At 64.7% G+C, this 25,741-nt stretch carries 25 protein-coding genes and 1 pseudogene; 12 read left to right on the top strand and 14 right to left on the bottom strand.

Translation table 11 applies throughout. The features are described from left to right. The 3 genes and pseudogenes from ACRDTL_RS04345 to ACRDTL_RS04335 form a co-directional block, all read right to left on the bottom strand. Window positions 1-107, bottom strand: a pseudogene (locus tag ACRDTL_RS04345) (3-oxoacyl-ACP reductase); the annotation flags it as partial. Beyond that, window positions 108-1,274 carry an acyl-CoA dehydrogenase family protein gene (locus ACRDTL_RS04340; protein ID WP_431505484.1) on the bottom strand — a complete coding sequence of 389 codons (1,167 nt, stop codon included), beginning with the start codon at window positions 1,272-1,274 and terminating at the stop codon, window positions 108-110. A gap of 16 nt (window positions 1,275-1,290) precedes the next feature. After that, window positions 1,291-2,586 carry an amidohydrolase family protein gene (locus tag ACRDTL_RS04335; protein ID WP_431505483.1) on the bottom strand — a complete coding sequence of 432 codons (1,296 nt, stop codon included), beginning with the start codon at window positions 2,584-2,586 and terminating at the stop codon, window positions 1,291-1,293. A gap of 232 nt (window positions 2,587-2,818) precedes the next feature. On the opposite strand from ACRDTL_RS04335, the gene ACRDTL_RS04330 reads away from it, so the two are divergent. The 7 genes from ACRDTL_RS04330 to ACRDTL_RS04300 are packed head-to-tail and all read left to right on the top strand — an operon-like array spanning window position 2,819 to window position 8,465. Beyond that, window positions 2,819-3,349 (top strand): carboxymuconolactone decarboxylase family protein, encoded by a 531-nt coding sequence (locus ACRDTL_RS04330; protein ID WP_431505482.1) that lies wholly within the window; start codon window positions 2,819-2,821, stop codon window positions 3,347-3,349. A 4-nt stretch (window positions 3,350-3,353) separates the two neighbouring features. Next, complete coding sequence (locus ACRDTL_RS04325; protein ID WP_431505481.1) at window positions 3,354-4,640, top strand: aromatic ring-hydroxylating oxygenase subunit alpha; 1,287 nt, start codon at window positions 3,354-3,356, stop codon at window positions 4,638-4,640. After that, on the top strand, window positions 4,624-4,947 hold the full coding sequence (locus ACRDTL_RS04320) for a hypothetical protein (protein WP_431505480.1): 324 nt from the start codon (window positions 4,624-4,626) through the stop codon (window positions 4,945-4,947). Before ACRDTL_RS04325 ends, ACRDTL_RS04320 begins: the two co-directional genes overlap by 17 nt. A 3-nt stretch (window positions 4,948-4,950) precedes the next feature. Continuing rightward, entirely contained in the window at window positions 4,951-6,165 is a 1,215-nt protein-coding gene (locus tag ACRDTL_RS04315; RefSeq protein WP_431505479.1) for a metal-dependent hydrolase family protein, read from the top strand. Then, window positions 6,149-6,568 carry a nuclear transport factor 2 family protein gene (locus ACRDTL_RS04310; protein ID WP_431505478.1) on the top strand — a complete coding sequence of 140 codons (420 nt, stop codon included), beginning with the start codon at window positions 6,149-6,151 and terminating at the stop codon, window positions 6,566-6,568. The genes ACRDTL_RS04315 and ACRDTL_RS04310 overlap by 17 nt, the downstream gene beginning before the upstream one ends. Next, complete coding sequence (locus ACRDTL_RS04305) at window positions 6,565-7,671, top strand: acyl-CoA dehydrogenase family protein (protein WP_431505477.1); 1,107 nt, start codon at window positions 6,565-6,567, stop codon at window positions 7,669-7,671. The genes ACRDTL_RS04310 and ACRDTL_RS04305 overlap by 4 nt, the downstream gene beginning before the upstream one ends. Before the next feature lie 50 nt (window positions 7,672-7,721). Then, window positions 7,722-8,465, top strand: coding sequence for an acyl-CoA dehydrogenase family protein (locus ACRDTL_RS04300; RefSeq protein WP_431505491.1), 744 nt, complete (start codon window positions 7,722-7,724; stop codon window positions 8,463-8,465). Between the two features lie 70 nt (window positions 8,466-8,535). Here the strand turns inward: ACRDTL_RS04300 and ACRDTL_RS04295 are convergent, their stop codons facing one another. Beyond that, window positions 8,536-9,708 (bottom strand): acyl-CoA dehydrogenase family protein, encoded by a 1,173-nt coding sequence (locus ACRDTL_RS04295; RefSeq protein WP_431505476.1) that lies wholly within the window; start codon window positions 9,706-9,708, stop codon window positions 8,536-8,538. A gap of 131 nt (window positions 9,709-9,839) precedes the next feature. On the opposite strand from ACRDTL_RS04295, the gene ACRDTL_RS04290 reads away from it, so the two are divergent. The 4 genes from ACRDTL_RS04290 to ACRDTL_RS04275 all read left to right on the top strand — a co-directional run bounded on the left by ACRDTL_RS04290 (window position 9,840) and on the right by ACRDTL_RS04275 (window position 13,770). Next, the gene (locus tag ACRDTL_RS04290) at window positions 9,840-10,556 is read left to right on the top strand and encodes a TetR/AcrR family transcriptional regulator (protein ID WP_431505475.1); all 717 of its coding nucleotides are present in this window, start codon (window positions 9,840-9,842) and stop codon (window positions 10,554-10,556) included. Window positions 10,557-10,853: 297 nt separating this feature from the next. After that, window positions 10,854-12,056: a cytochrome P450 gene (locus ACRDTL_RS04285; protein WP_431505474.1), complete on the top strand. Its 1,203-nt coding sequence runs from the start codon at window positions 10,854-10,856 to the stop codon at window positions 12,054-12,056. 39 nt (window positions 12,057-12,095) lie between these two features. Further along, window positions 12,096-12,932 carry a mycofactocin-coupled SDR family oxidoreductase gene (locus ACRDTL_RS04280; RefSeq protein WP_431505473.1) on the top strand — a complete coding sequence of 279 codons (837 nt, stop codon included), beginning with the start codon at window positions 12,096-12,098 and terminating at the stop codon, window positions 12,930-12,932. Window positions 12,933-12,945: 13 nt separating this feature from the next. Beyond that, the gene (locus tag ACRDTL_RS04275) at window positions 12,946-13,770 is read left to right on the top strand and encodes an SDR family NAD(P)-dependent oxidoreductase (RefSeq protein WP_431505472.1); all 825 of its coding nucleotides are present in this window, start codon (window positions 12,946-12,948) and stop codon (window positions 13,768-13,770) included. Between the two features lie 5 nt (window positions 13,771-13,775). Here ACRDTL_RS04275 and ACRDTL_RS04270 read toward each other — a convergent pair whose 3' ends face one another. From ACRDTL_RS04270 to ACRDTL_RS04225, 10 genes are all read right to left on the bottom strand, one after another. Then, entirely contained in the window at window positions 13,776-14,630 is an 855-nt protein-coding gene (locus tag ACRDTL_RS04270) for a TIGR03619 family F420-dependent LLM class oxidoreductase (RefSeq protein WP_431505471.1), read from the bottom strand. Then, window positions 14,627-17,026 (bottom strand): CoA transferase, encoded by a 2,400-nt coding sequence (locus ACRDTL_RS04265; protein WP_431505470.1) that lies wholly within the window; start codon window positions 17,024-17,026, stop codon window positions 14,627-14,629. The genes ACRDTL_RS04270 and ACRDTL_RS04265 overlap by 4 nt, the downstream gene beginning before the upstream one ends. Window positions 17,027-17,029: 3 nt before the next feature. Then, the gene (locus ACRDTL_RS04260; RefSeq protein WP_431505469.1) at window positions 17,030-17,989 is read right to left on the bottom strand and encodes an enoyl-CoA hydratase/isomerase family protein; all 960 of its coding nucleotides are present in this window, start codon (window positions 17,987-17,989) and stop codon (window positions 17,030-17,032) included. Continuing rightward, a complete protein-coding gene (locus ACRDTL_RS04255) occupies window positions 17,982-19,115 on the bottom strand; it encodes a M24 family metallopeptidase (RefSeq protein WP_431505468.1) in 1,134 nt (377 codons plus the stop codon). Before ACRDTL_RS04255 ends, ACRDTL_RS04260 begins: the two co-directional genes overlap by 8 nt. Next, window positions 19,105-20,274, bottom strand: coding sequence for a M24 family metallopeptidase (locus ACRDTL_RS04250; protein ID WP_431505490.1), 1,170 nt, complete (start codon window positions 20,272-20,274; stop codon window positions 19,105-19,107). Before ACRDTL_RS04250 ends, ACRDTL_RS04255 begins: the two co-directional genes overlap by 11 nt. A 55-nt stretch (window positions 20,275-20,329) precedes the next feature. After that, on the bottom strand, window positions 20,330-21,391 hold the full coding sequence (locus ACRDTL_RS04245; RefSeq protein ID WP_431505489.1) for an amidohydrolase family protein: 1,062 nt from the start codon (window positions 21,389-21,391) through the stop codon (window positions 20,330-20,332). Window positions 21,392-21,527: 136 nt separating this feature from the next. Then, window positions 21,528-22,766 (bottom strand): cytochrome P450, encoded by a 1,239-nt coding sequence (locus tag ACRDTL_RS04240; protein ID WP_431505467.1) that lies wholly within the window; start codon window positions 22,764-22,766, stop codon window positions 21,528-21,530. A 1-nt stretch (window position 22,767) separates the two neighbouring features. Further along, window positions 22,768-22,962 carry a ferredoxin gene (locus ACRDTL_RS04235; RefSeq protein WP_431505466.1) on the bottom strand — a complete coding sequence of 65 codons (195 nt, stop codon included), beginning with the start codon at window positions 22,960-22,962 and terminating at the stop codon, window positions 22,768-22,770. 2 nt (window positions 22,963-22,964) lie between these two features. Further along, a complete protein-coding gene (locus ACRDTL_RS04230) occupies window positions 22,965-23,618 on the bottom strand; it encodes a TetR family transcriptional regulator (RefSeq protein ID WP_431505465.1) in 654 nt (217 codons plus the stop codon). A gap of 46 nt (window positions 23,619-23,664) precedes the next feature. Beyond that, window positions 23,665-24,480: an SDR family NAD(P)-dependent oxidoreductase gene (locus ACRDTL_RS04225; RefSeq protein ID WP_431505464.1), complete on the bottom strand. Its 816-nt coding sequence runs from the start codon at window positions 24,478-24,480 to the stop codon at window positions 23,665-23,667. Window positions 24,481-24,628: 148 nt separating this feature from the next. On the opposite strand from ACRDTL_RS04225, the gene pstS reads away from it, so the two are divergent. Beyond that, window positions 24,629-25,738 (top strand): phosphate ABC transporter substrate-binding protein PstS, encoded by a 1,110-nt coding sequence (gene pstS, locus ACRDTL_RS04220; protein ID WP_431505488.1) that lies wholly within the window; start codon window positions 24,629-24,631, stop codon window positions 25,736-25,738. Window positions 25,739-25,741: the final 3 nt, after the last annotated feature.

The following is a 25,741-nucleotide window of genomic DNA, read 5'->3' as shown; positions in this document are numbered from 1 at the left end:
ACGGCCGCACCCGCGTCAGCCAGGGCTTCGGCGACTGCAGAGCCGATACCTCCCGCGGCACCAGTGACCAGCGCTGCGCGGCCGGACAAATCGAAATACCGGCTCACCTAGTAGCTCCTCGGCAGTTTGAGCGTGTGCGATCCCAGGTAGTTCAGGATCATTTCCTGGCTGACCGGCGCGATCTTCATCAGCCGGGCTTCGCGGAAGTAGCGGGCGACGTTGTACTCCTCGGCGTAGCCCATACCGCCGTGGGTTTGCAGGGCCCGGTCGGCGGCGGTGAACCCGGCATCGGCGCACAGGTACTTGGCGGTATTTGCCTCGCGCCCACAGGGTTTGCCGTTGTCGTAGAGCCAGGTAGCCTTGCGCAGCATCAACTCGGCCGCGTCCAGCCGGGCCAGCGAGTCGGCGAGCGGGAACTGGATGCCCTGGTTCATGCCGATCGGCCGGTTGAAGACTTCGCGCTCGTTGGCGTATTTCACCGCCCTGTCCAGCGCAACTCTGCCAATCCCGAGCGCCTCGGCGGCGATCAGCATCCGTTCCGGGTTCAGGCCGTCGAGAATGTAGTGAAAGCCCTTGCCTTCCTCGCCGACTCGGTCCTGGACCGGCACCTCGAGATTGTCGATGAACAGCTCGTTGGAGCTCACGGCGTTGCGCCCCATCTTGCGGATGGGCCGGATGTCGACCCGGCTGCGGTCGAGGTCGGCGAGGAACAACGTCATCCCGTCGGTCTTCTTGGCTACCTCGTCGTAGGTCCGTGTACGGGTCAGCAGCAGGATTTTCTCCGACTCCATCGCCTTGGAGATCCACACCTTCCGCCCGTTCACGACGTAGTGGTCGCCCCGGCGTTTGGCGAAGGTGGTGATGCGTGAGGTGTCCAGGCCGGCACCGGGTTCGGTCACCCCGAAGCAGACGTGCAGATCGCCGGTAGCGACGCGGGGCAGTGTGCGTGCCTTGAGGGCCTCGGAGCCATGCTTCACCACCGGCTGCATGCCGAAGATCGACAGGTGGATCGAGCTGGCGGCGTTCATTCCGCCGCCGGACTTGGCGACCTCCTCGGCCAGCAGGGAGGCTTCGGTGATGCCCAGGCCGTGACCGCCGTATTCGACCGGGATCGTCATCCCGAGCCAGCCACCGTCGGCGACGGCGCGGTAGAACTCGGTCGGGAACTCGTGCGCCTGGTCGCGCTCCATCCAGTAGTGATCGTCGAACTTGGACGCCAGTTCGGCCACCGACCTGCGGATCAGCTCCTGATCGTCGGTCAGCTCAAAATTCATTCCGCTGCCGGGCACCTCAGTCCGTATTGCCGCTCAACGATTTCGCGCTGGCTGCGAACTCCGCGAACGACGAGCCCGACCTCTCCTTATGGTGGCTGAGCGCCTGAATGGAAACGTCGTGCCCCTCAGCGGCCTTGCGCAGCGCGCCCACCGTGGCCTGTTCACGCGAGATGTGAGCGAACGGATCGAAGGAGTACCAGCGCATCGCGTTTTCGTGGGTCATCTTGTTGATCTCGTCGTCGGGCACGTTGTTCTCGGACAGGACGTCCCACAGCTCCTCGGGCGCGCCCGGCCACATCGAGTCGCTGTGCGGGTAGTCAGCCTCCCAGCAGATGTTGTCGACGCCGATCATCTTGCGCAGCGTGACGCCGACCGGGTCGCTGATGAAGCAGGTCAGGAAGTGGTCCCGGAACACCTCGGACGGCAGCTTGCCGCCGAAGTTCTGGTGTGTCCATGTCGAATGCATCTCATACGTGCGGTCCACCCGCTCCAGGAAATACGGGATCCACCCGGTGCCTCCTTCGGACAGCGCGATTTTCAGATCCGGGTACTCCTTGATCGGCTTCGACCACAGCAGATCCGCGGCAGCCTGGACAATGTTCATCGGCTGCAGCGTGATCATTACGTCCATCGGCGCATCCGGAGCGGTGATCGCCAGCCGGCCCGACGACCCGATGTGCACGTTGAGCACGGTGTTGGTGTCGCACAACGCCTTCCACAGTGGATTCCAGTACTCGTTGTGAAAACTCGGATAGCCCATCGCCGCCGGGTTCTCGGTGAACGTCAGCGCGTGCACGCCCTTCTTGGACACCCGCCGCACCTCGTCGGCGCACTTCTCGGCGTCCCAGATCACCGGCAGCGCCATCGGGATGAACCGCGCCGGGTAGGCTCCGCACCACTCGTCGATGTGCCAGTCGTTGTAGGCCTGCACCAACGCCAGCGAGAAGTCTTCATCCTCGGTGGCGAACAGTCGCCCGGCGAAACCCGGGAAAGACGGGAAGCAGATCGAGCCCAGAATGCCGCCGGCGTTCATGTCCTTGACCCGCTCGTCCACGTTGTAGCAGCCCTTGCGAATCTCGTCGAGGCCCTGCGGCTCCAGCCCGTATTCCTCCTTGGGACGACCGGCCACCGCGTTCAGCGCGACGTTCGGAATCACGGTGTCGCGGAATTGCCAGGTGTCCGAGCCGTCCGGGTTGTGCACGAGCCGGGGGGCATCGTCGATGTACCTCTTCGCCAAGTGGTTGTTGAACATGTTCGGCGGCTCGACGATGTGGTCGTCGACGCTGATGAGCGTCATGTCGTCCTTTTTCACTGGCCGTCCTCTCTCGGTGCGTCCTCTCTATGGAAATTATCTTCTCAGATCGCGAGAATCAACATCTTGCGGATACTGCAACCGCAGCACCGGCTTGGTCGGGCCACCGTCTCTGCGGCCTGTCGCCGCGTCGTTTCTGCAGGTGTTAGCGCCGGTATTGACCAATCCGCCGGTTCGTGGAAACGTATTGGCCGAATATGAGAATATGATTCTCCAAACTGAGGAGGCAGCTATGCGTCTGTCCCCGTTACCGGCGGACCAATGGGACGACGCCGCCCGGCACGCGGTGGCCGGGATGCTGCCCGAAGAGCGACGAAACCCGCGCGACGCCGGCAACCTGCTGGCCACGCTGGTGCACCATCCCGAACTGACCCGCGCCTTTCTCCGGTTCGGCGGCTACCTGCTGACCAGTTCCACGCTGCCGCCACGCGTCCGCGAGCAGGTCATCCTGCGGGTCGCACACCGGCGCGGCTGCGCCTACGAATGGGAACACCACGTCAAGATCGCCAGGTTGGCCGGACTTGCCGACGCCGACATCGCCGCCACCCAATCAGGTGATGCAACCGACGAGTTCGACCGCGTGGTGCTGGGCACCGTCGACGAACTCGACGAGAAATCCAACCTCTCGGATGCGACCTGGGCCGCTCTGGCCGAGCGGCTCGACGAACGACAACGGATGGACCTCATCTTTACGATCGGCGGCTACACCGCGCTCGCGATGGCGCTGAACACCTTCGGCGTCGAAGTCGAACACGAGAGGTAAACCAGTGGCACACTTCCCCAAGCCGGCTGCCGGCAGCTGGACGACGAACTATCCGGAACTCGGCACCGGGCCGGTCGACTACACGGACTCGATCGACCCGGTGTTCTTCGAAGCCGAGCGCGAGGCGATCTTCAGGCGGACTTGGCTCAACGTCGGTCGGGTCGAGCGGCTGCCGCGCACCGGCAGTTACTTCACCAGGGAACTGCCGTCGGCCGGTCCGGGTACGTCGTTGATCGTCGTCAAGACCAAGGACGGGTCCGTCAAAGCGTTCCACAACGTGTGTCGGCACCGCGGAAACAAGCTGGTGTGGAACGACTACCCGCACGAGGAAACATCCGGCACCTGCCGGCAGTTCACCTGCAAGTACCACGCCTGGCGCTACAGCCTCGACGGCGAACTGACCTTCATCCAGCAAGAGGATGAGTTCTTCGACGTCGACAAGACCCAGTACGGGCTGGTGCCGGTGCGCTGCGAGGCGTGGGAAGGGTTCATCTTCATCAACCTCGACCAGAACGCGCAGCCGTTGACGGATTACCTGGGCTCATTGGCCAAGGGCATCGAGGGCTACCCGTTCCACGAGATGACCGAGGTCTACTCCTACAAGGCCGAGGTCGGCAGCAACTGGAAGCTGTTCATCGACGCGTTCGCCGAGTTCTACCATGCCCCGGTACTGCACCAGGGGCAGTACACGAAGGAAGAAGCCGCCAAGATAATCAAGCACGGCTTCGAGGCGTTGCACTACGAGGTGGCCAGCCCGCACGGAATGATCTCCGTGTGGGGGGGTCAGGCCCCGCCCGCAGACCTGAACATGGTCAAGCCCATGGACCGGGTGCTCCGCAGCGGGCTGTTCGGCCCCTGGGACCGTCCCGACGTCATCCAGCAACTCGATTCGCTGCCGCCTGGCGTCAACCCGGCCGGAGCGTCGCAGTGGGGCATCGATTCGTTCCACTTCTTCCCCAACTTCATGCTGCTCATCTGGGCCCCCGGCTGGTACCTGACCTACCACTACTGGCCGACTGCCGTGGACAAGCACATCTTCGAGGGGACCTTGTATTTCGTTCCTCCGAAGAACGCCCGTGAACGGTTGGCCCAGGAGCTGGCGGCGGTGACGTTCAAGGAGTACGCGCTACAGGACGCCAATACGCTGGAAGCCACCCAAACCATGATCGGCACCAAAGTGGTCCGCGACTTCCTACTGTGTGACCAAGAAATCCTGCTGCGCAGCCTGCACAAGGTAGCCAGTGACTTTGTAAAAGATTGGACGAAGGAGAACAATGGCTCTGCCCGCTGAGTTCACCGATCTCGAGCCCCACCTGGATTGGGACCTCGCCACCGAACCCGAGCGTTACGCCAAGCGGCTCGCCTCGTCCATGGCTGAGATGCAGGCCTTTTACGACGCCGCGTTTCCACGGCTGGAAGACGTGATCGCCTATTGCGACAAGTTCCCCTTGGACGACCTGCCCGAGGACGCCCGGACGCTCATGCACATGATGCAGTCGCTGATCAACGTATCGTTCCCCATCGAGGCATGGAAGCAACCCAAGGTGCCCGACAGTGGCGCCACCTACCTCGACTGCATCCGGGAGCCGGTGATCTGAGACGTGTTGACACTCAAGGCGGCCGGACTGCTTGACGTCGACGCAGGCGAGATCGTCCGACCCGGAATCCTGCGGATCCAGGACGACCGCATCGCCGGCGTCGGCGGCGCACCCGACGGCGAGATCTTGGACCTGGGCGATCAGATCCTGCTGCCCGGGTTGATGGACATGGAGGTCAACCTCCTGATGGGCGGGCCCGGCGAAAAGCCCGGGCTGTCCCAAGTGCAGGACGACCCGCCGACGCGTGTCTTGCGCGCAGTGGGCAACGCACGGCGCACGTTGCGCGCCGGGTTCACCACGGTGCGCAACCTCGGGCTGTTCGTCAAGACCGGTGGATATCTGCTCGACGTCGCGCTGGGCAAGGCCATCGACGCCGGCTGGATCGACGGCCCGCGGGTGGTGCCGGCCGGGCACGCGATCACCCCGACCGGCGGGCACCTCGATCCCACGATGTTCGCTGCGTTCGCACCCCACGTGCTGGACCTGACGGTCGAGGAGGGCATCGCCAATGGCATCGATGAGATTCGCCGGGCGGTGCGGTATCAGATCAAGCACGGCGCCCAGCTGATCAAGGTCTGCTGCTCGGGTGGTGTCATGTCGATGACGGGTCCGCCTGGCGCGCAGCATTATTCGGACGACGAGCTGCGCGCGATCGTCGACGAGGCACACCGGCGCGGGTTGCGCGTCGCCGCGCACACGCACGGTGCCGATGCGGTAAGGCATGCGGTGGCAGCGGGGATCGACTGCATCGAGCACGGCTTCCTGGTCGACGACGACGCGATCGCGGCGATGGTCGAGCACGGCACATTCCTGGTCACCACTCGGCGCCTGACCGATGCGATGGACGTCTCCCATGCCCCACCCGAGCTGCAGGCCAAGGCCGCCGAGATGTTCCCTCGGGCACGCAAATCGGTGCTTGCCGCCTACGAAGCCGGTGTGAGGATCGCCGTCGGCACCGATGCTCCGGCGATCCCGCATGGCCGCAACGCCGACGAGCTTGTCACTCTGGTGGAGTTGGGCTTGCCACCACTGGCCGTGTTGCGGGCGGCGACAGTGACCGCAGCCGAGCTCATCGACGTCACCGACCGAGGCCGCCTCGCTGCGGGGTTATTGGCTGATGTCATCGGCGTTCCGGGAGACCCATTGCGGGACATCGCCGTTACCCAGAACGTGCGGTTCGTCATGAAGGGCGGCAAGGTTTATGGCGGCAAGAACTGACGACCTCGTCGAGATCCAGCAACTGCTGGCCCGGTATGCGGTCACCATTACCCAGCAAGACATCGACGGGCTGATCAACGTTTTCACACCCGACGGAACGTACAGCGCATTCGGCGACACCTATTCGCTGGACCGCTTTCCGGGGCTGGTGGAGGCCGCCCCGAAAGGGTTGTTCCTCACCGGGATTCCGGTGATCGAGTTGGCCGGGGACAGCGCAACCGGGACGCAGCCGCTGTGCTTCATCGACCACGCCACCCATGACATGCGCATCGGCTATTACAACGACACCTACCAGCGCACACCGAACGGCTGGCGGCTGAAAACCCGTGCGATGACGTTTATCCGGCGCAGCGGAGCGCACGACTCGGGCCGCCCCCACGCGATGGGGCGTCCACCTGCATGAAGGTCGATCAATTCCGGGCCGATCTGTGCACCTGGCTCGACGACCACGACCTGGCCCCCGGACCGGATCACTCCCTGGAAGGTCATATCCGCCAACTCGCCCGCGTGCACCGGGCGCTTTACGACGCCGATTGGATGCGGTACGGCTGGCCGGAGGAAGTCGGTGGATTGGGCGGGCCCGCAATGCTTCGCGCGATCGTCGGGGAAGAGGTCGTCGGCCGCGGTCTCGCCGAGCCCGGGCCGTACTCGATGGTCGAGGTCCTCGCACCCACGATGATCGATTACGCGCCCAAGGAGCTCGCCGCGGAAATGGTGCCACGGCTGCTGTCCGGTCGCGAGCAATGGTGTCAGGGCTTTTCCGAACCGGGATCCGGCAGCGACCTGGCATCGCTATCCACCCGCGCCGAACCGCGCAGCGATGACTGGATCGTCAACGGCCAGAAGGTCTGGACCAGCTTCGCGCAGTACTCGACCCGGTGTGTGCTGCTTACCCGCACCGCACCCGGCCGGTCAAGCCCCCATGAAGGCATCACCGCGTTCTTGGTCGACATGGACACCCCGGGCATCACCATCCGGCCGCTGCGCACGATGCACGGCGTCGACGAGTTCTGCGAAGTCTACTTCGATGACGTGGTGATCCCGGCAGGCCGGATACTCGGCAAGCCGGGAGATGGCTGGCGACTCGCGATGGACCTGTTGCCCTTTGAGCGGTCCACCTGTTTTTGGCAGCGGATCGCTTACCTCTACTCACGATTCGATCGGCTGATCGCCACTGAAAGCCGAGTGGACGACTCAGACTTCGACCTCGGGTCGGCCTATCTCGCGCTGCATACGGTGCGTTGCCGGTCGCGCGCCACCCAGCACCGGCTGGCCGAAGGTGAGCGGCTGGGTCCGGAGACCTCGATCGACAAGGTACTGCTGGCGACCGCCGAGCAACGACTGTATGAAACTGCCCGCGACCTCCTGCCCGGGGCGATCGAACTCGACGAGTCGCAATGGCGCACCGAGTACCTGTACTCGCGCGCGGCGACCATTTACGGCGGCACGGCCGAGATTCAGCGCAATATCATCGCGCGCCGGCTCCTGGATCTGGGCAAGGACTGAGCGTGGACACCGAGTCCTTGCACCTGCTCGAAGATGCGCTACGCAAGACAATGACCGCAGCGGCGGGTCGCGAACTCGATGCCGGGTTAGCCGGTCTGGGCTGGCTCGACATGCTCGGCGAAAAGGCCGACACCGCAATTCCGTTGGTATTCCGGCTGCTCGGTGAGACCGGCGCCCACGCGCCCGTGCTCAATGACGTCGTGCTTCATGCCGCCGGGCGTGAGCCTGGCGGTACCGTGCCGCTGCCGTTCGCGGGCGGTTCCTGGGTGATCTGGGAGCGCACCGACCGGGCGGGCTCGGCGCTGGGCGGGGAGCTGCCGGTACGGCGGGTGCCCGACGGCGACCCGGTACCGCTGGCCGCAGGACGGCGCGCGCTGGGCTGGTGGCTGGTCGGCACCGGCCGGGCGATGCTCTCACTGGCGCGCCAACACGCGCTCGACCGCGTTCAATTCGGCCGTCCTATCGCCTCCTTTCAGGCGATCCGGCACCGACTGGCCGAAACCCTGGTGGCCATCGAAGGCGCGGAGGCCACCCTGCTCGCCACCGCGGCCGAACCCGACGAAATCGGTTGCCTGCTGGCCAAGGCGGCGGCCGGCCGGGCCGCGCTCACCGCGGCCCGGCATTGCCAGCAGGTGCTCGGCGGGATCGGCTTCACCGCCGAGCATGCGCTGCACCGCCATGTAGAGCGCGCACTGGTGTTGGATGGAATGCTCGGCAGCGCACGGGAGCTGACCAAGGAGGCCGGTGCGATATTGCGGGCCAAGGGATCTGCACCGCGGCTGGCTCAACTCTGAACGGCGCGAGCGTGCGCAAACCCGGGAAATGTCCCGGCATGTCGGCCGGCGACACGCACGCTCGCGCGAGTTAGCGGGGCAATCCGAGGATTCGCTGAGCGATGATGTTGCGCTGGATTTCCGACGTGCCGCCGGCGATCGTGCCGGCGAAGCTGCGGAAGTAGCGATCGAACCAACTGGCATGGTGGACATCAAGATTCAGCGGCGTAACCGGACCCGTGACGTCGGGGTGGATGAGTCCGCCGCCGCCCGCGGCGTTCAGCGCGTGCTCGGAGGCGATCTGCACGGCCTCCGAACCCAGCAGCTTCAGCACCGACACGCCCGGCACGTCCTCCTCACCGCGCTCCGCTCGCGCCAGTGCGGCGGAGCCGAGCAGCCGAAGCGCCTCGAAATCCATGGCCAGCGTGGCATATTGGTCGCGCTCCAAGACGTCGGACGGCCGGAAGTCGGCGATCAGCTCCTCCAGTCGATCGGCATACCCGAGCCACAGCATTGTTCGTTCGTGTCCCAGCGAGCCGTTCGCCACCCGCCAGCCCTGATTCAGCTCGCCGACCAGATTCTCGGCGGGCACCCGTACATCGGTGAAGAACACCTCGTTGAAATCCACGTCCTCGCGATCACATGCCAGCGCGAACGGCCGCCGCACCACACCCGGGGTGTCGGTTGGAATCAGTAATACGCTGATGCCCTTGTGTTTTGGTGCGTCTGGATCGGTCCGCACGAAGGTGAGCAACACCTCGGCATCGTGGGCACCCGATGTCCACACCTTCTGTCCGTTGACGACGAAACGGTCAGCGTCGAGTACCGCGCGGGTACGCAACGACGCCAGATCCGAGCCCGCGCCGGGTTCGCTCATCCCCAGCGACGCCGTTATCTCGGCCCGCAGAATCGGCACCGCCCACTGCTGCTTCTGCTCTTCAGTTCCGAACGACAACAGCGATGCGGCGATAATGCCCAGGCCCTGCGGATTGAAGCTTTGATAGATCCGCCGCCGCGACAACTCCTCAAGGTGCACATATTGCTGTAACACCGTGGCGTTGCGCCCGCCGAACTCCGGCGGGTTGCCCGGTAGCAGCCAGCCGTGGTCGAACAACAGGCGCTGCCATCGGCGCGCCCAGTCCGGGATGTGGGAGGTCGAGCGGGGCCGCTCGGCGGCCTGCGCCTCGTCCGGCAGATGCTCTTCGAGAAACGCGACGAATTCGGAACGAAACGCCTCGACGTCGGCATCAAAGGTCAGTCGCACGGGCACTCCTCGGCGCGGTCACCTGAAGCTTCGCGTTTCGCTTCCGTCAACACAGGCAAGAGAATAGTATTCTCGTGATGAGAAAGTTACAATCTCAGATATGACGTCCCAGGAGGGGGTTCGACTCAGCAATGGCACGCCGTTCTCCGGTACAGTCCAATCATGTTCTCCCGTCACGGCAATCCGCTGAGCCGCCGGTGACCAGCCCCGGCGAGGAGCCGGCCTGGAAGCAGCGTGCGGTAGAGCGGTCGATCAAGACGGCAAAACTGCGCGCCGCGCAGCGCGTGCAACGCTTCCTCGACGCCGCCCAGGCCATCATCATCGAAAAGGGCAGTACCGACTTCACCGTCCAGGAGGTCGTCGACCGGTCGCGGCAGTCGCTGCGGAGCTTCTACCTGCAGTTTGACGGCAAACATGAACTGCTGCTGGCGCTGTTCGAAGACGCGTTGAGCCGGTCCGCCGACCAAATCCGCGCCGCCACTGCCAACCACTCCGATCCGCTGGAACGGTTGAAGGTGGCTGTCGAGTTGCTGTTCGAGGCGTCACGTCCGGATCCGACGGCGCAAAGGCCGCTGTTCACCGACTTCGCGCCCCGATTGCTAGTCTCGCACCCGGCCGAGGTCAAGGTGGCTCATACGCCGCTTCTGACGTTGCTGACCGAACTGATGGAAGAGGCCGGCGCCGCCGGGAAACTGCGCGCCGGTGTCAACCCCAAACGGGTAGCCGCCATGACCATGCAGACCGTCATGTTCATCGCGCAATCCAGCGGCGGGTCGGACGAAGCTACCGTCCACCCCATCACCGCCGACGAGGTGTGGGACTTCTGCTCGCACGGATTTGCTGGCTGAGAATTAGTTACCCTCTGGACCGACGGGGGGATTTGAGGGCCCCAACCAGCAACTGGAATACCCTGCGCTCCGCCGAGTGAAGGTCGCATGCAAGCGAATTCGTCGCATCGGCACCCGGCTCGTTTGTTCGCATACCGCACGATCAGCGTTCTCACGAGAACTATATTCTCCGCTACTGAGAGCATGAGATGGCAAAAATGGATTCCAGATTGACACTCTTGGCGGCCGATGACAGAGTTCAGATGCGACAGGACCCAAGGTCCCGCGAGAACGTGGTTCCGGCGAGAGGCGATACCCGTGACAGTCAGCGCTGCCAGTGACGTCTACTACGACCCGTACAACGTCGAACTCAATGCCGATCCCTACACCATGTTTCGCCGGTTGCGTGAGGAAGCGCCGCTGTACTACAACTCCGAGCACGACTTCTATGCGCTGAGCCGGTTCGCAGACGTCGACGACGCGCTGGTCGACCACGAAAGGTTCAGCTCGGCACGCGGGGCGATCCTGGAGCTGATCAAAGGCAATATCGAAATCCCCTCCGGCGTCCTCATTTTCGAGGACCCACCGGTCCACGACATTCATCGCAAACTGCTCGCCCGGATGTTCACGCCACGCAAGATCAACGAGCTGGAAACCAAGATCCGGGACTACTGTGTTCGCTGTCTGGATCCGCTGATCGGCGCGGACGGGTTCGACTTCGTCGGCGATCTCGGCGCGCAGATGCCGATGCGGGTGATCGGCATGCTGCTGGGTATCCCCGAGCACGATCAGGAAACCATCCGGGATCGCTCCAATGCCACCATGCGCACCGAGGTCGGCAAACCGATGGAAATCGCGTCGGACGGCTTCGACACCGGCGAGGCATTCGCACAATACATCGACTGGCGCGCCGAGCACCCGTCCGACGACATCATGACCGAGTTGCTCAACGTCGAGTTCGAGGATGCGACCGGCACCATCCGGCGACTGACCCGCGACGAACTGCTGATCTATGTCAACGTGGTGGCAGGGGCGGGCAATGAGACCACCACCCGGCTGATCGGCTGGACCGGCAAGGTGCTGGCCGAGCATCCAGAGCAGCGCCGGCAACTGGTCGAAGACAATACGAAGATTGCGCGGGCGATCGAGGAACTGCTGCGCTACGAGCCGCCGGCTCCGCATGTTGCACGGTACGTCACCCGCGACGTCGAGTACTACGGCCAGACTGTGCCCGAAGGCAGCGTGATGATGATGCTGATCGGGGCCGCCAACCGCGACCACCGCCAATTCCCGCCCGACGGCGATGTTTTCGACATTCACCGCGAGGCCCGCCAGCACCTGTCTTTCAGCGTCGGCACACACTACTGCCTCGGATCGGCCTTGGCTCGACTGGAGGGACGGATCGCGTTGGAGGAGGTCTTGAAGCGCTTCCCCGAGTGGGACATCGACCTCACCAAAGCCAGGTTGTCTCCGACCTCTACGGTGCGGGGATGGGAATCGATGCCGGCTGTCATCCGGTGAACCGCAGCAGATTCGAGTTCAAAAGGAAATGAGGTAACCATGGCGGGACGAGTCGAAGACAGGGTCGCGTTGATCACCGGCGCGGCGCGCGGTCAGGGCCGCAGCCACGCGGTCCGATTGGCGCAGGAGGGTGCCGACATCATTGCGGTCGACATCTGTAAGCCGATCGAGAGTGTCCGGATTCCGCTGTCCACTCCAGAGGATCTGGCCGAGACCGCCGATCTTGTCAAGGGCCATAACCGCCGCATCTTCACCGCCGAGGTCGACGTGCGTGACTACGACGCACTGAAAGCCGCAGTCGACACCGGCGTCGAGCAACTGGGCCGGCTGGACATCATCGTTGCCAACGCCGGCATCGGCAACGGTGGGGCGACGCTGGACAAGACCAGTGAGCGCGACTGGACCGACATGATCGACGTCAACCTCGCCGGTGTGTGGAAGACCGTGAAAGCGGGTGTGCCGCATATGCTGGCCGGTGGGCGCGGCGGTTCGATCATCCTGACCAGTTCGGTGGGCGGACTGAAAGCCTATCCCCACACCGGACACTATGTGGCGGCCAAACATGGCGTGGTCGGGTTGATGCGCACCTTCGCGGTCGAGTTGGGCCAGCACATGATTCGGGTCAACTCGGTGCATCCCACCAACGTCAACACACCGTTGTTCATGAACGAGCCCACGATGAAGCTGTTCCGCCCCGATCTGGAGAACCCCGGTCCCGATGACCTCAAGGTGGTCGCGCAGATGATGCACACGCTGCCGGTTGGCTGGGTGGAGCCGGAGGACATCAGCAACGCGGTGTTGTTCCTGGCGTCCGACGAGTCCCGCTACATCACCGGCGTCACCCTTCCCGTCGATGCCGGCAGCTGCCTGAAGTAACTACGCTCGGCTCATGGACGGTTTCGAAGGACAGGGCGCGGTCATCACCGGCGGTGCGAGCGGGATCGGTTTGGCCACCGCCCGCGAGCTGGCCCGCCGCGGAGCGGGCGTCGTGCTGGGCGACATCGAAGAGCCGGCGCTCGACCGGGCCGTCACGGACCTGCGCGCCGAGGGACTCGACGCACACGGCGTTGTGTGCGACGTCCGACGCCTCGACGAGGTTGGTCGCCTCGCCGATGAGGCGTTCCGGCTCCTCGGGGGGGTGCACGTGGTATTCAACAACGCCGGGATCGCTGTGTCCGGACCGATCGCACAGATGACGCACGACGACTGGCGGTGGGTGATCGATGTCGATCTGTGGGGCGCGATTCATGGTGTCGAGATCTTCTTGCCCAGGCTTTTGCAGCAGGGTGAGGGCGGCCACCTGCTGTTCACCTCGTCTTTCGCCGGCCTGGTGGCCAACGTCGGCCTGGCGCCGTATTCCGTTGCCAAGTACGGCGTCGTCGCGCTTGCCGAGGCGCTTGCCCGCGAGGTCAAGGCGGACGGCATCGGAGTGTCGGTGCTCTGCCCGATGCTCGTCGCAACCAATATCGGCGACTCCGAGCGCAACCGCGCTGTTGACTACGGCCCACCCAGGCAGGCGGTTTCGGGTGACGCTACCGCGGGCGAGAACGTTATCCTCGACGTCGGTGCCGTCGCCGGCCTGACGGTCGAGGCGATACTCGCCAACCGGCTCTACATCCTGCCACACCAAGCCTCGCGCGCCTCGATCCGCCGAAGGTTCGAGCGTATCGACCGCGCCTTCGACGACCAGGCCGCCGGAGGGTGGGACTACTAACCAAGCTACCCGGTGGCCGTGAATTTCCCGACGTATGCGTCGGCGAACCTGGCAATGCCGTCGAGTGCTTCGCGGGTGCGTTGCCAGGGCGCCACAATGAGCCGGTCGATACCGGCATCGGCGGCACGCTGGACATCCTCGGCCGAGGAGATCGGCACGGCGGTGGTGATTTGCGGTCTGCCGCTGCGCGCGTGATCGGCCCACAGCCCGCTGAGGACGCGCATCGAATCCGGTATCCGCTCCAGGGTGTGGTTCATCGGCAACCAGCCGTCGCCGAATCGGGCCACCCGGCGCAGTGCTGCGTTGCCGTCACCGCCGATGTGCAGCGGTGGGCCACCCGGTTGCACGGGTTTGGGTTCGAAAGCGACTGCGCCGAAGTCGAAGAACCGGCCATGGTGTTCGACCGTCGGCTCGGTCCACAGCGCGCGGCACACCTGCAGTGCCTCATCGACCCGCGCACCGCGGCTGTCGAAGTCCAGCCCGATCGCGTCCCATTCCTCACGCAGCCAGCTCGCCCCGACGCCGAAGTCGAACCGGCCGGACGACACGATATCGAGGGTGGCCGCGGCGCGTGCACTGACGAATGGATGTCGCAGACCGATGTTGTAGACATAGGTGCCGAGCCGGATACTGCCGGTCTGGGCTGCCAGAAACGACAGGTAGTTCAGTGCGTCGAACACCGGTGTCTGCGGTGGGATCGGGGGATGGCTGTCACCGTGATGCGGACTGCCGCTCATCGCGGTCGGCAACACCAAATGCTCGGGCAGCCAGACCGACTCGAAGCCCAAACCCTCGGCCCGCTTGGTCAGATCTGGCCATAGTCCGGGGTGGGCGCGGGCCAGCGGTATACCGAACTTCATTGTGTCTTGACCTTTCTCGCCCCGCCGGGTGCGCTACCGATGACTCCGTCGGCTGCCAGTTCGGCGATGTCGTGGTCGGTCAGCCCGAGTTCGGTGAGCAGCTCATGGTTGTGTTGCCCGAGTAACGGCGCGGGTTGCCGGTGGAATCGCTGCGGGCCGGCGGAGAACCGCGCCGGTACGGTGCTGTGGGCAGCGGGGCGGTTCACCGGGTGCTCGACGTCTTCGAAGAAACCGCGGAAGGCCAGTTGCGGCAGCTCGGTTTGCCGGTGCGGCTGCATGACTTTCGCCACCGGGACGCCGGCGTCCCATAGGGCTTGGATGATCTCGTCACCGCTGCGTCGCTCACACCAGGCGTTGAGCTGCTCATCGATCAGCTCATGGTGCTGCCGCCGGCCGGCCATGCCGGACAGGGCTTGATCCGTCGCCCATTGGGGTTGGCCGAGTGCCTCGACCAGACCCGCCCACTGTTCGTCGGTCGCCACCGCGATGGCCACCCAGCTGTCCAGGCGACCGAATTCGTCAACGTCGGTGGTGCGGTAGAGGTTCTGCGGCGCGGCCGTCGGTCCGCGGTTGCCGGCCCGCTCCAACAGAGCGCCGTACGCGCTGTACTCGATCACCTGCTCGGCGGCAATGCTGAGCGCGGCATCGATCATGGCGGCTTCCACCAGTACGCCCCGGCCGGTGCGGCGTCGATGTTCCAGCGCGAGCAACAGTGCGTTGACCGCATGGATGCCCGCATTCGGGTCACCAACGGTGTATGGCTCGTAGGGGTTGCGGTCGGGATAACCGGTCAGCCAGCTCAATCCGGATGCGGCCTCGATGACGTAGGCGAACGCGGGATTGTCACGCCACGGGCCATCCAGCCCGAACCCGGGCATCCGCAACAGGATCGCATCAGGGCGGATGGCCCGGACGGTCTGGAAGTCCACGCCGATCTGGTCGAGCACCCGGGGGGTGAAGTTCTCCACGATCACGTCTGAAGTCGCGATGAACCGGTGCAACAGGTCTCGCCCGGTCGAGGTCTGCAAGTCCAGCGTTAGGCCTTTCTTGTTGGTGTTCAGCGCCGAAAAGATCGGTGAGCGCTCCCACCACTGGTCTTCGGTGATCGGCACGCCGGCGATCAGCCGGGTGCCGTCCGGCTTGCGAGTCGACTCGACGTGGATGACCTCCGCGCCCAGTAGCGCCAGGAAATGCGTGCAGCACGGCCCCGCCCAGAAGGTTGTCATGTCCAGCACCCGTAGACCGTTGAGCGGAAGCTGTTGGGCGGTACCACTGCCCGGGATCGACCGCCGCGCGGGCGGCGGGGACCGGCGGTAGTGCGCGGTGTGCTCACCCAGCCGCGGCGCCGGCTGCGGCGGTCGAAGTTGCGCCGGCCCCATGCGGTAGGGATGGGCGGGCTGGCAGAACCCGTCGCGAGGATTCGATACGAACGACCCACGCTGGCCGAAGTGGCCCAAGCCGGTGATGTTGGCGCCGTTGGCCACCGGCGCGTTGGGAATACGGAATGCGGTGGCGAGGTCGAGGATCTCCTCAACCGTCTGGCTCTTCACCCACGCATAGAGCTCGTCGGCCTTTTCGTTGGCCTGCTCGGTGATCGAGAGTGGCGATTCCTCGTCGATCCAGTCCTGGTGTCCGGTCATCGCGCACAGATCGAACCACTGTTGGGCGGTTCCGCAGCCGACATCCACCAGGCCGTCTTTGGCTTGGGCGATTCCCGGAATGGTGACCTTGCGGGTATCCCGCCATCGCCGGCCGAGTATCTGAAAGTAGCTGACCGGGTAATAGGTGAGACCCAGGATTTGGGTTTCCAGCATGGACAGGTCGATGAGCTGGCCACCGCACCGGTGGAACGCCAGCGTCAGTGCGCTCGCGTATGCTCCGGCGAGGTACTCGCCGACTTGTCCGCCGACGAACACCGGGGCCCGGTCGGGTGCTCCGCGGCCGAGCCCGACGATTCCACCCGACCATGCCTGCAGGGTGAATTCGGTCGCCGGCCGATCTCGCCACGGGCCCGTCAGCCCAAACGGCGTGACCGCGGTGACAACCAGGTGCGGATGAGCACGGTGAATCTCGGCGGGTGCGAAGGCATCCGCAATCGTCGAGCCCCGCGACCACACCGCCGCATCCGCGGAGGCCAACAGTCCGTTCACGAACGCGGCGTCGGCCCCGGGCTCCGCAACCACGCTGTGCTTGGAGCAGGCAAGAAAGCTGAACAATGCTCCGTCCTCGCGGGTCTCGATGGCCGCACCCGACGCGGACCACCTGCGCAACGGATCGCCCTGCGATGACTCGACTTTGATTATGCGTGCCCCACCATCTGCCAGCAATTTGGTGCAATAGGCACCGGCGATGCCGCAGGAAAGGTCGACGACTGTGTAGCCGTCAAGCGGCTCCACCGGCTACCCCTTCTTCTTGCGGCTGGACTTACTCAGCCGGAACTCGGGCGGGAACCTGCTGTCATTGTCCTTCACCGCGTCATTGAGGCCGCGGTCAATCGCCTCGCCCATCTCCAGATCGTCGTCGTCGTGGTGGATGTGACTGCCCATCGATTCGAAGAACGCGCTCAGCAGGCTGCCCATATACTCGCCCTGGAACTGCTTGACCGTCTCGAAGAAGACTTTCTGCATGAAGATGGTGTCGGTGGGGCGGTTCTGCGCACATGCCGACGCGTATTTATCCACCTCGGTCTCGAGCTGATCACGTGGCACGACCTTGTTCAGGAAGTTGCATTGGTACATCTCGTCAGCGGTGAAAGGTCTTCCGGTGAAGACCATTTCCTGAAACTTTCGTAGCCCCATCGTCTGGACCCACGTCCACATCCGCGGGCCCCAGCCGTAATACCGGAACGATGGGTGCCCGAACAGCGCGTCGTCGGACGAGATCACCAGGTCGGCATCGGCGGCCTGGTAGAAATGCCAACCGTAGCAGTATCCCTTGGCCTCGACGATGCTGATCTTCTTCAGCTCTTGAAGAGGACGGTTACCGGCCTGCGAATTCGCGTACCACGCACTGATCGTCGCGCCGTGCCGAAAGGACCCCTTGGGTGGGTAGCGGATGCCAGACAAATCCTCGTCTTCCAGCCGGAGCTCGGCGAGCCGGAAAGCAGGGGAATCCGCGCCTTCCATGAACTCGGGGAGGTCGGCGCCGCTACCGAGGTCGTCGCCGACGCCGCGGATCACCACCACCTTGACGTCGTCGTCGACTGTGGCACCGCGCAATAGGTCGGCGTAGCGAAGCCGCGCTGCCGCGGTGGGCGCATTGAGGAACTCCGGCCGGTTGAAGGTGATCGTTGCGATCTTGGTCTTCGGGTCCTTTGCGTAAAGGATGATCTCTTCCGGCGGGGGGCGGTTGTCAGGCATGGACGACGTCCTCCCACGAGGGACTCGAGGTGAGAATTTCTGGGCCGTCGGCAGTGATCAAGACTGCCTCCCGGCCGAACACCGCACCAACGCGCCGTTCCCAGACGTAGCCGGTAACCGCGAGCACCATCCCCTCCTCCAGCTGCTCCTCGGCGGCGCTTGCGGGCAGGTGTGCAGATACCACCGGCGGATCGAAGCCCATGCCCAACCCGCGCGCCACCGGCATCGGCGGCAGCGGCTCCCCTGCGGCGTGATAGGCGGACAGCAGGTCGGCGGCCGGTGTTCCCGGCTGGCAGGCGTCGTAGAGCCTGCGCCACAACAACTTCCACCGCCGATACAGATCGGCGGCCCCGTCAGGTTCACCGACCGGCCAGGTGCGCCCGACCTCGCCGGTGTAGCCGCCGGCGAGTACGCCGGCGGAGAAGGCCACCAAATCGCCGGGCCGCACCTTGCCGTCGTCGGGGCCGCGCCGCCACGGGTGCTCCCGCGACGTCACCCAGGCGGCGTCCTGGGTCGACGGGGTGCTCACCCCGCCGGCGGCCATGGCCTCCAGCAAGACACCGGCCAAGACTTTCTCGCTGACACCGGGGCGCAGCTCGGCGACCGCCGCGGCCAGCCCGGTCTCGGCCACTCCGATGGCGGCACGGAGCGCGGCCACCTCCTCGGGAATCTTGATGCGCCGGGCGGCCCGCATGGCCAACTCGCCGTCGACCAGCTCGGCGTTGGGAAAGGCCATCGGCAGCAACTGGGCGAACGCCGGGGAAAGCCCGTCGGTGCCAACGCGTTTCGCGGTCGCTGCACCTTCGATACCTTGTAGCACCGAAATGACGGTCATCGGATTCCACGCTAGGCCATACAAATTCTCGTGCGGAATGTCCTCCTCGGGAATCCCCTCATCCCACGTGCTCATCAGGTGGATCGCGCCGGTTTCCGCGACGACGACACAAGTCGGCCCGAACGGCCGTGTGCCGGCCACCCACAGTTGCGGCGCCCCGGCCACGTAACGAACGTTGGCCTGGCGCCCCAGCACCAGGATGTCGAGATCGTGTGCGGCCATCTGGGCCAGGGCGCGAACACGACGTCCCGAGCGCAGTGCGCGGTCGTCGGGCAGGACCTCAGTGGCCATAAGGGTCATAGGGGTAGTCGGTCAACGGGATCCAACCCTCCTCGGTGATGACGATGATCTCTTCGCTGCGGTAGCCGCCGGTACCGTCCTCCCACACCACCGGCTCCAGGACCAGCACCATCCCCGGCTCGAAGACGAAGTTCTCGTCGAACTGGTCGCCGAGATCGGTTCCGATCATGGGTGTTTCGGCGGCGTTGACGCCGATGCCATGACCCAGGTAGAAGTGCGGCAGCCATGGCCGGCTGCCGCCGTTGGCTTTCGTTGCTACTCTGCCCAGTTCGGCGGCAGTGACACCGGACCGCGTCACGTCGAGCACCGCGGTCATGATCTCGTACCACCGCGCAAACTGCGCCTGCTGGCGCGGTGTCGGCTCTCGTCCCACCACCCAGGTGCGGCCGAAATCCGAGCAATAGCCGGCGTAGGTGATGCTGACGTCGGTCCACAGCACATCGCCGGCAGCCAGTTCGCGCTCGGTCGTCAACAACGGCAACGCCAAATCGCCGTGGGTGGTCCAAACACCGTCGGCCTTGCTCGGCGGCATCACCTGCCAGATCGGTTCGAGCATGCTGGCCAGAGCGCCCAGTTCGAATGCCCGGCGCACAAAGCTCGCCGACAAGTCGGTTTGGCGGATCCCGGGCGCCAGCGCCGCTTGCACGTCGACCATCGCCTGGTCGGTGATCCGGCACGCGGTGCGGATGCAGGCCAACTCATCGGCAGTTTTGACGACCTTGGCGGCGCCGATCACCTGAACCGCATCAACCGGCCGGCCGGTGGGAAACAACTGCTGATGGGCGCGGCGCATGGCTCCGGTGAATTCGTCCACCGCGACGGTTGCTCCGGACGGAATCAAATCGCCGAGTATGCCCGCGAAGTTCTGCACACCCTCGTCGAATTCCAGATACACCGGGCCATGCAGATGGCCGGCGGGCAACCCGGACTCCGATGCCGTGCCCTCACGGAACGGCAGGAACAGGTGCGGCGACGGGTCGTCGGCGAGCACCACCGCCACCGGGTGCTCGACATAGGACAACCCGGCATCACCCAGCGGCCAGCTCACCCCGGTGGCGTACACCACGTTGCTGTTACCGAGCAGGATCAACACGTCGACGCCGCGGTCAGCCATCGCGGAACGCAGCCGCGAACCGGTCTGTGCACGCATCCGCTGGAGGTCTGGTGTCTCCGGGATATCAAGTACTGCAAGCGATGTCGTCACGTCAAAGGCCCAAGAAATTGGTGATGTTGCCGCTGACGACCTGCACGGCAGATCCGGGTCCGACAGCGTCAACGACCGCAGCCAACGACTTCTCGGAATAGCCGTAGGTGCTTTCGTTGTGCGGGTAGTCGGACGACCACATCACCTTGTTGACACCGATCCGGTCGATCAGCTGCAGGCCCAGTGGATCGACCATGAACGACGCGCTCATGTGGTTGTCCCAGTAGTGGCGCACGTCATGCTCGATGGGCCGGTTGAACATGTGCCGGTACGACGCCAGTAGGTGTTCGGCGTCCTGCAGGACCCATGGGACCCAGGCGATCCCGCCCTCGAACCAACCGATCCGCAGCCGCGGGTGCCGATCGAGGATGCCGGAAAAGATGTACTTGGAGAACACCTCCCGGAACCCGTCGACGTTGATCATCATGCCTACGACCACACTGTTGAACTGGCACGGACTCTTGGGAGGCGTCTCGCCGATGTGGTGGGTGACCGGCAGGCCGGCATCTTCGATCTCGTCCCACACCGGGGTCATGGCATCACTGCCGTAGTCGATGACGTTGCCGTCGTCGTCCTTACCGGGGTTCAGCGGCATCAAAAACGTCTTGAGCCCCAACGACTTCAGCTCGGCAAGCGTTCGCCGGGTGCCTTGTGGGTCCCACCAGTTGATCAGCCCGGCCCCGTAGAAGTGGCCACCGGAGCGCTCCTGCAGCTCGGCGATGTACTCGTTGTAGATACGGAATGCGAGCTCGCGTAGTTCCTTGTCCGGGTAGTGGAAAAGTGCCAGCACCGCGTTGGGGAACGCCAGTTCCCGCTCGACGCCGTCCGCGCGTAACTCCTCGATGCGTGCCTCGATGTTTGAGCTTGCGGCGCCCGGCAGATCGTCGTATTGCATCAGTACCGCGCTGAAATCGCCCGGCAGGAACGACTGTCCCTTGCGACCGAGTTGATAGGCGCCTTCCTCGTACCAGATCCGCGGCGCCTTGTCCTTGAGGTTGTCCGGGAAACGCTCGTAGAAAATGTCCTCGGCCAGCGAAATGTGGTTGTCGGCAGAGAAAACCACCGTGCCTTCCGGCAGGCCGACGCTGCCGATGTCGGCGTGGCCCCGGCGATCCTTCGGTGCGCCGTACCCTTCGGGCGGGTAGAGCGAGACGGTGGACTGACTGGACATCGTTATCCTCCAATCGGATTAAGAGTACTCACCAGGTCACCGGTAGCTCGTAGACGCCGTAGGCGAGGCGGTCGTGTTTGAACGGGACGTCCTCGATCGGCACGGCGAGCTTCAGGGTCGGGATGCGACGGAGCAGTGTGTGGTAGACGATTTGCAGCTCGGCGCGAGCCAACTGCTGACCGACGCACTGGTGCCTGCCGTAGCCGAACGCGACGTGTTGGCCGGCCCCGGATCGGTGCAGATACATGCGCTCGGGTTCGTCAAAGGCGCTGGGATCCCAGTCGGCGGGCGCCAGGTCGATGATGATGCCCTCACCGGCGCAGATGGTCTCACCGGCGATCGCGATGTCCTCGATGGCGACCCGGCGCTGCCCGTTTTGGATGATGGACAGGTAGCGCATCAGTTCCTCGACCGCGTTCGCGATGACTTTCGGGTCGTCGGCATCGCGCAGCACCGCCAACTGCCCGGGGTGTTGCAGCAGCGCCAGCACGCCGAGGCCGATCATGTTTCCGGTGGTCTCGTGCCCGGCGATCAGCAGCCCGGTCCCCAACTGGGTGGCTTCCCGGACACTGAGTTCTCCGGCCTTGACCCGCTCGGCCAGGTCCGTCACCGCGTCCTCGGCGGGGCTTTCCATTTTGGCCTCGAGCAGTCGCGCGAGGTACTTCGACAGCCCGCTCGCGCCCTTGGCGGTGTCCTCGGCCGTCGCGTACCGGGCGACCCCGATATTGGCGTGGTGCTGGAAGAACTCGGCTTCCTCGTACGGCACGCCCAGCAACTGGCTGATCACCAGAGACGGTATCGGCAACGCGAGTGCGGTGACGATGTCGGCCGGTTGTGGTCCGGCCAGTATCGCGTCGATGTGCTCGTCGGTAATCTGCTGGATCACCGGCCGCGGGCCCTCCACCCGCTTGAAGGTGAACGGCTTCGACAGCATCCGCCGGAACCGGGTGTGTTCCTCGCCGTCGGAGGTGAAGACCGAGCGCGGACGCCTGTGCACCGTCGACAACATGCCTTCGTTCCAATGCGGGAAGCCGGCGCGCCGGTCGTCGACGCTGACGCGCGAATCGGAAAACAGCGCCCGCACTTCTTCGTACCCGGTGATCAGCCACGGTGTGCTGCCGTCCCAGATCCGCACTCTGGACAGCGGTTTGGATTTCGCAAGTGCTAGCACGTCGGGCGGCGGCGCGAACGGGCAGCCACCATCTCTGGCCATCGGGTATTCCGGGATGTCGGCGGCAACCTCGATCGCGGTCAGGGCGTCGGACACGTCACTCCTCGATGTGGATGGCTTGCGCTGGGCAGCCCGCGGCGGCGGTGCGGGCGTTGTCGAACTGCTCGGCCGGTGGGGTGGCGTTGAGCAGCACGACGACGCCATCCTCGTCGCGTTGGTCGAACACCTCGGGTGCGCGCATCACGCAGTTGCCCGAGGAAGCGCATTTGTCTTGGTCGACAGTTACTTTCATATTCAGCTTCTTTCGCTGACCGGTGCCAGCCACAGCCCCACGATCGCGTCGATGAGGCCGGAGCCGGCGGCTTGCCAGGAGGCGCGGCGTACCGATGACCCGGCGACCAGCGCGCGTTCCCGATCGGCGCAGGTATGCATCAACAGGTTGCGGGCCATCAGGTTGCGCTCCACCCGAACGTCGACCGGCAGCTCCGGAAGGCAGCGGTTGATCCCGTCGATCACCTCAACCAGTGACGGGGATGTGAGCGCGTCCTTGACCACGATGTTGTGGTAGGCCGGGTCGGTCATCACCTGCGCGGCGAACCGGGCGTACCAGGTGGGGTTGCCGAGGGCAGCGAGGTGCTCGGTCAGCGGACAGACCAGGCATGCCACCCAGTCGCGCATCTCGGTCGAGTCGCCAATGTCGGCCACCATCTCCTCGCGCAGCCGCTCGATGGGCACCCGGTGTTTGTGCTCGATAGCCCGCACCAGATCGGTCTTGGTGCCGAAGTGATAGCCGACCGCCGCATTGTTGCCCTGCCCGGCGGCCTCGCTGACCTGCCTGTTGGACACCGCGAAAACCCCGTGCTCGGCGAACAGCCGCTCGGCCGCGGCGAGTATCGCCTCCTGCGTGGTGCTGGCCCGTTCGCTTCGCGCGGCCCGCGCTGTGGTCACGCCGCTTAGTCAACCCCTCGAACGAGTGTTAAGTCAAGCGATTGATTTAATTCTTTGGAGGCGTGCGGCGCCGGATGGGCTTGCCGGCCGTGGTCCCCCCGTCAACCCGCAACACCGTCCCGGTGACATAGCGGGAACGGTCGCCGGCGAGGTAGAGCGCGGCCTCGGCCACGTCCTCGGGCTTCCCCTCCCGCTGCAACGGCCGGTCAGCGCGCATCTGCTCGCGGATCGCCTGTTCGAAGCGTTCGAGCTCTTCGGGCGACTTGCCAGACGTCGACGAAGCCAGCATCGGCGTGGGGATATTCCCCGGGGCGATGCAGTTCACCCGGATGTCGTAGTACGCCAATTCGATTGCGGCGGACTTGCTGAACTGGATCACCGCGGCCTTGGAGGCACGGTACGTCATCACCCCGGCACCAGCTTGGATCCCACCGATCGACGACAGGTTGATGATCGAACCACCGCCACTGGTCGCCATCCGGCGCGCGGCGTCTCGGGTGCCGGCCATCACCCCGAGGACGTTGACCGCCATCACCCGCTGGAAGTCGGCGAGGTCGTCCTCGAGGAAACTGCGATGCATCCTGCTGGAGATGCCGGCGTTGTTGACCATGACGTCGAGGCCACCGAACTGCTGCACCGTGAACGACACCAATTCGCTGACCTGCCCGGGGTCCGCCGTGTCGGCCTGCCGAAAGACCGCCCGGGAACCGAGGTTTCCGGCGAGTGCGCTACCCCGGTCGGGATCGATGTCACCGATGACCACCCGGGCGCCCTCGGTCGCAAACTTCTCCACGATGCCGGCACCGATCCCCGATCCGCCGCCGGTGACGATCGCGACCTTGCCGGTTAACTCGTTGACCACATCGAAGAGTTAATCGGCGCGATCGCGGTTAAGTCAAGTGATTGATTTATCGGTGGTCGTCGCTCCCGGCGATCCGACCGGATTCCTTTACTGAGGAATCTTGGTGCGTGATACGTTCACCGCGGTAGGACCGTTCGAAGGAGCCGTTTTGAAACTCAACCGATTTGGCACGGCGCTGGGAGTCATGGCCACCGGTGCCCTGGTGTTGTCTGCGTGCGGCAGTAACAACAACGCGAATCAAGGCCAAGCGCCGTCGGGGTCGTCGGCGAACGTGACTTGCGGCGGGCAGAAGACGCTGAAGGCCAGCGGGTCGACAGCCCAGGCCAATGCGATGGCCCGCTTTGTCAATGCCTTCCAAAAGGCGTGCCCCGATCAAGACTTGAACTACACCGCCAATGGTTCGGGCGCAGGGATCAACGAATTCGTGGGCAAGCAAACCGATTTCGGGGGCTCGGATGTGCCGCTGAGCACCGAGGAAGCCGGCAAAGCGCAGGAGCGGTGCGGCTCACCCGCCTGGAACCTGCCGACGGTGTTCGGGCCGATCGCGGTCACCTACAACGTCAAGGGCGCGGACAAGCTGGTTCTGGATGGCTCGACTACCGCGAAAATCTTCAACGGCACCATCACCTCTTGGGACGACGCGGCGATCAAGGCGCTGAACACCGGCGCCAACCTGCCCGCTGAGCCGATCCATGTGGTGTTCCGCAGTGATCAGTCCGGGACCACGGCCAACTTCCAGGAATACCTCGACGCTGCTTCGGATGGCGCGTGGGGTAAGGGCGGCGGAAAGACGTTCAACGGCGGTGTCGGTGAGGGCGCCAAGGGCAACGACGGCACCTCGGCAGCGGTCAAGGGCACCGAAGGGTCGATCACGTACAACGAGTGGTCGTTTGCCCAGGCGCAGAAGTTGAACATGGCCCAGATCGTCACGTCGGCCGGCTCCCAACCGGTGTCGATCAGCGCCGACTCGGTCGGCAAGACGATCTCCGGGGCCACGGTGAAAGGGCAGGGCCACGACCTGGTGCTCGACACCGACTCGTTCTACAAGCCGACGCAACCCGGTTCCTACCCGATCGTGCTGGCCACCTATGAGATTGTCTGCTCGAAGTATCCCGACCCCCAGGTCGGTACGGCTGTGAAGGCGTTCCTGCAAGCGGCGATCGGCCCCGGCCAGAATGGCTTGGCGGACAACGGGTATATCCCGATTCCCGACAAGTTCAAGTCGAAATTGTCGGACTCGGTCAACGCTATCTCCTGATCT

It is taken from the genome of Mycobacterium sp., from assembly GCF_050700595.1.
GTDB lineage: Bacteria > Actinomycetota > Actinomycetes > Mycobacteriales > Mycobacteriaceae > Mycobacterium.
This window is presented reverse-complemented; position numbering and strand designations above follow the sequence as displayed.

What these genes read in the sequence shown, in the direction of transcription:
- ACRDTL_RS04340 (WP_431505484.1), bottom strand. Translation starts at nt 1,274, where the DNA reads ATGAATTTTGAGCTGACCGACGATCAGGAGCTGATCCGCAGGTCGGTG.
- ACRDTL_RS04330 (WP_431505482.1), top strand. Translation starts at nt 2,819, where the DNA reads ATGCGTCTGTCCCCGTTACCGGCGGACCAATGGGACGACGCCGCCCGG.
- ACRDTL_RS04320 (WP_431505480.1), top strand. Translation starts at nt 4,624, where the DNA reads ATGGCTCTGCCCGCTGAGTTCACCGATCTCGAGCCCCACCTGGATTGG.
- ACRDTL_RS04310 (WP_431505478.1), top strand. Translation starts at nt 6,149, where the DNA reads ATGGCGGCAAGAACTGACGACCTCGTCGAGATCCAGCAACTGCTGGCC.
- ACRDTL_RS04305 (WP_431505477.1), top strand. Translation starts at nt 6,565, where the DNA reads ATGAAGGTCGATCAATTCCGGGCCGATCTGTGCACCTGGCTCGACGAC.
- ACRDTL_RS04300 (WP_431505491.1), top strand. Translation starts at nt 7,722, where the DNA reads ATGACCGCAGCGGCGGGTCGCGAACTCGATGCCGGGTTAGCCGGTCTG.
- ACRDTL_RS04290 (WP_431505475.1), top strand. Translation starts at nt 9,840, where the DNA reads ATGGCACGCCGTTCTCCGGTACAGTCCAATCATGTTCTCCCGTCACGG.
- ACRDTL_RS04280 (WP_431505473.1), top strand. Translation starts at nt 12,096, where the DNA reads ATGGCGGGACGAGTCGAAGACAGGGTCGCGTTGATCACCGGCGCGGCG.
- ACRDTL_RS04275 (WP_431505472.1), top strand. Translation starts at nt 12,946, where the DNA reads ATGGACGGTTTCGAAGGACAGGGCGCGGTCATCACCGGCGGTGCGAGC.
- ACRDTL_RS04270 (WP_431505471.1), bottom strand. Translation starts at nt 14,630, where the DNA reads ATGAAGTTCGGTATACCGCTGGCCCGCGCCCACCCCGGACTATGGCCA.
- ACRDTL_RS04260 (WP_431505469.1), bottom strand. Translation starts at nt 17,989, where the DNA reads ATGCCTGACAACCGCCCCCCGCCGGAAGAGATCATCCTTTACGCAAAG.
- ACRDTL_RS04255 (WP_431505468.1), bottom strand. Translation starts at nt 19,115, where the DNA reads ATGGCCACTGAGGTCCTGCCCGACGACCGCGCACTGCGCTCGGGACGT.
- ACRDTL_RS04250 (WP_431505490.1), bottom strand. Translation starts at nt 20,274, where the DNA reads ATGCGTGCACAGACCGGTTCGCGGCTGCGTTCCGCGATGGCTGACCGC.
- ACRDTL_RS04235 (WP_431505466.1), bottom strand. Translation starts at nt 22,962, where the DNA reads ATGAAAGTAACTGTCGACCAAGACAAATGCGCTTCCTCGGGCAACTGC.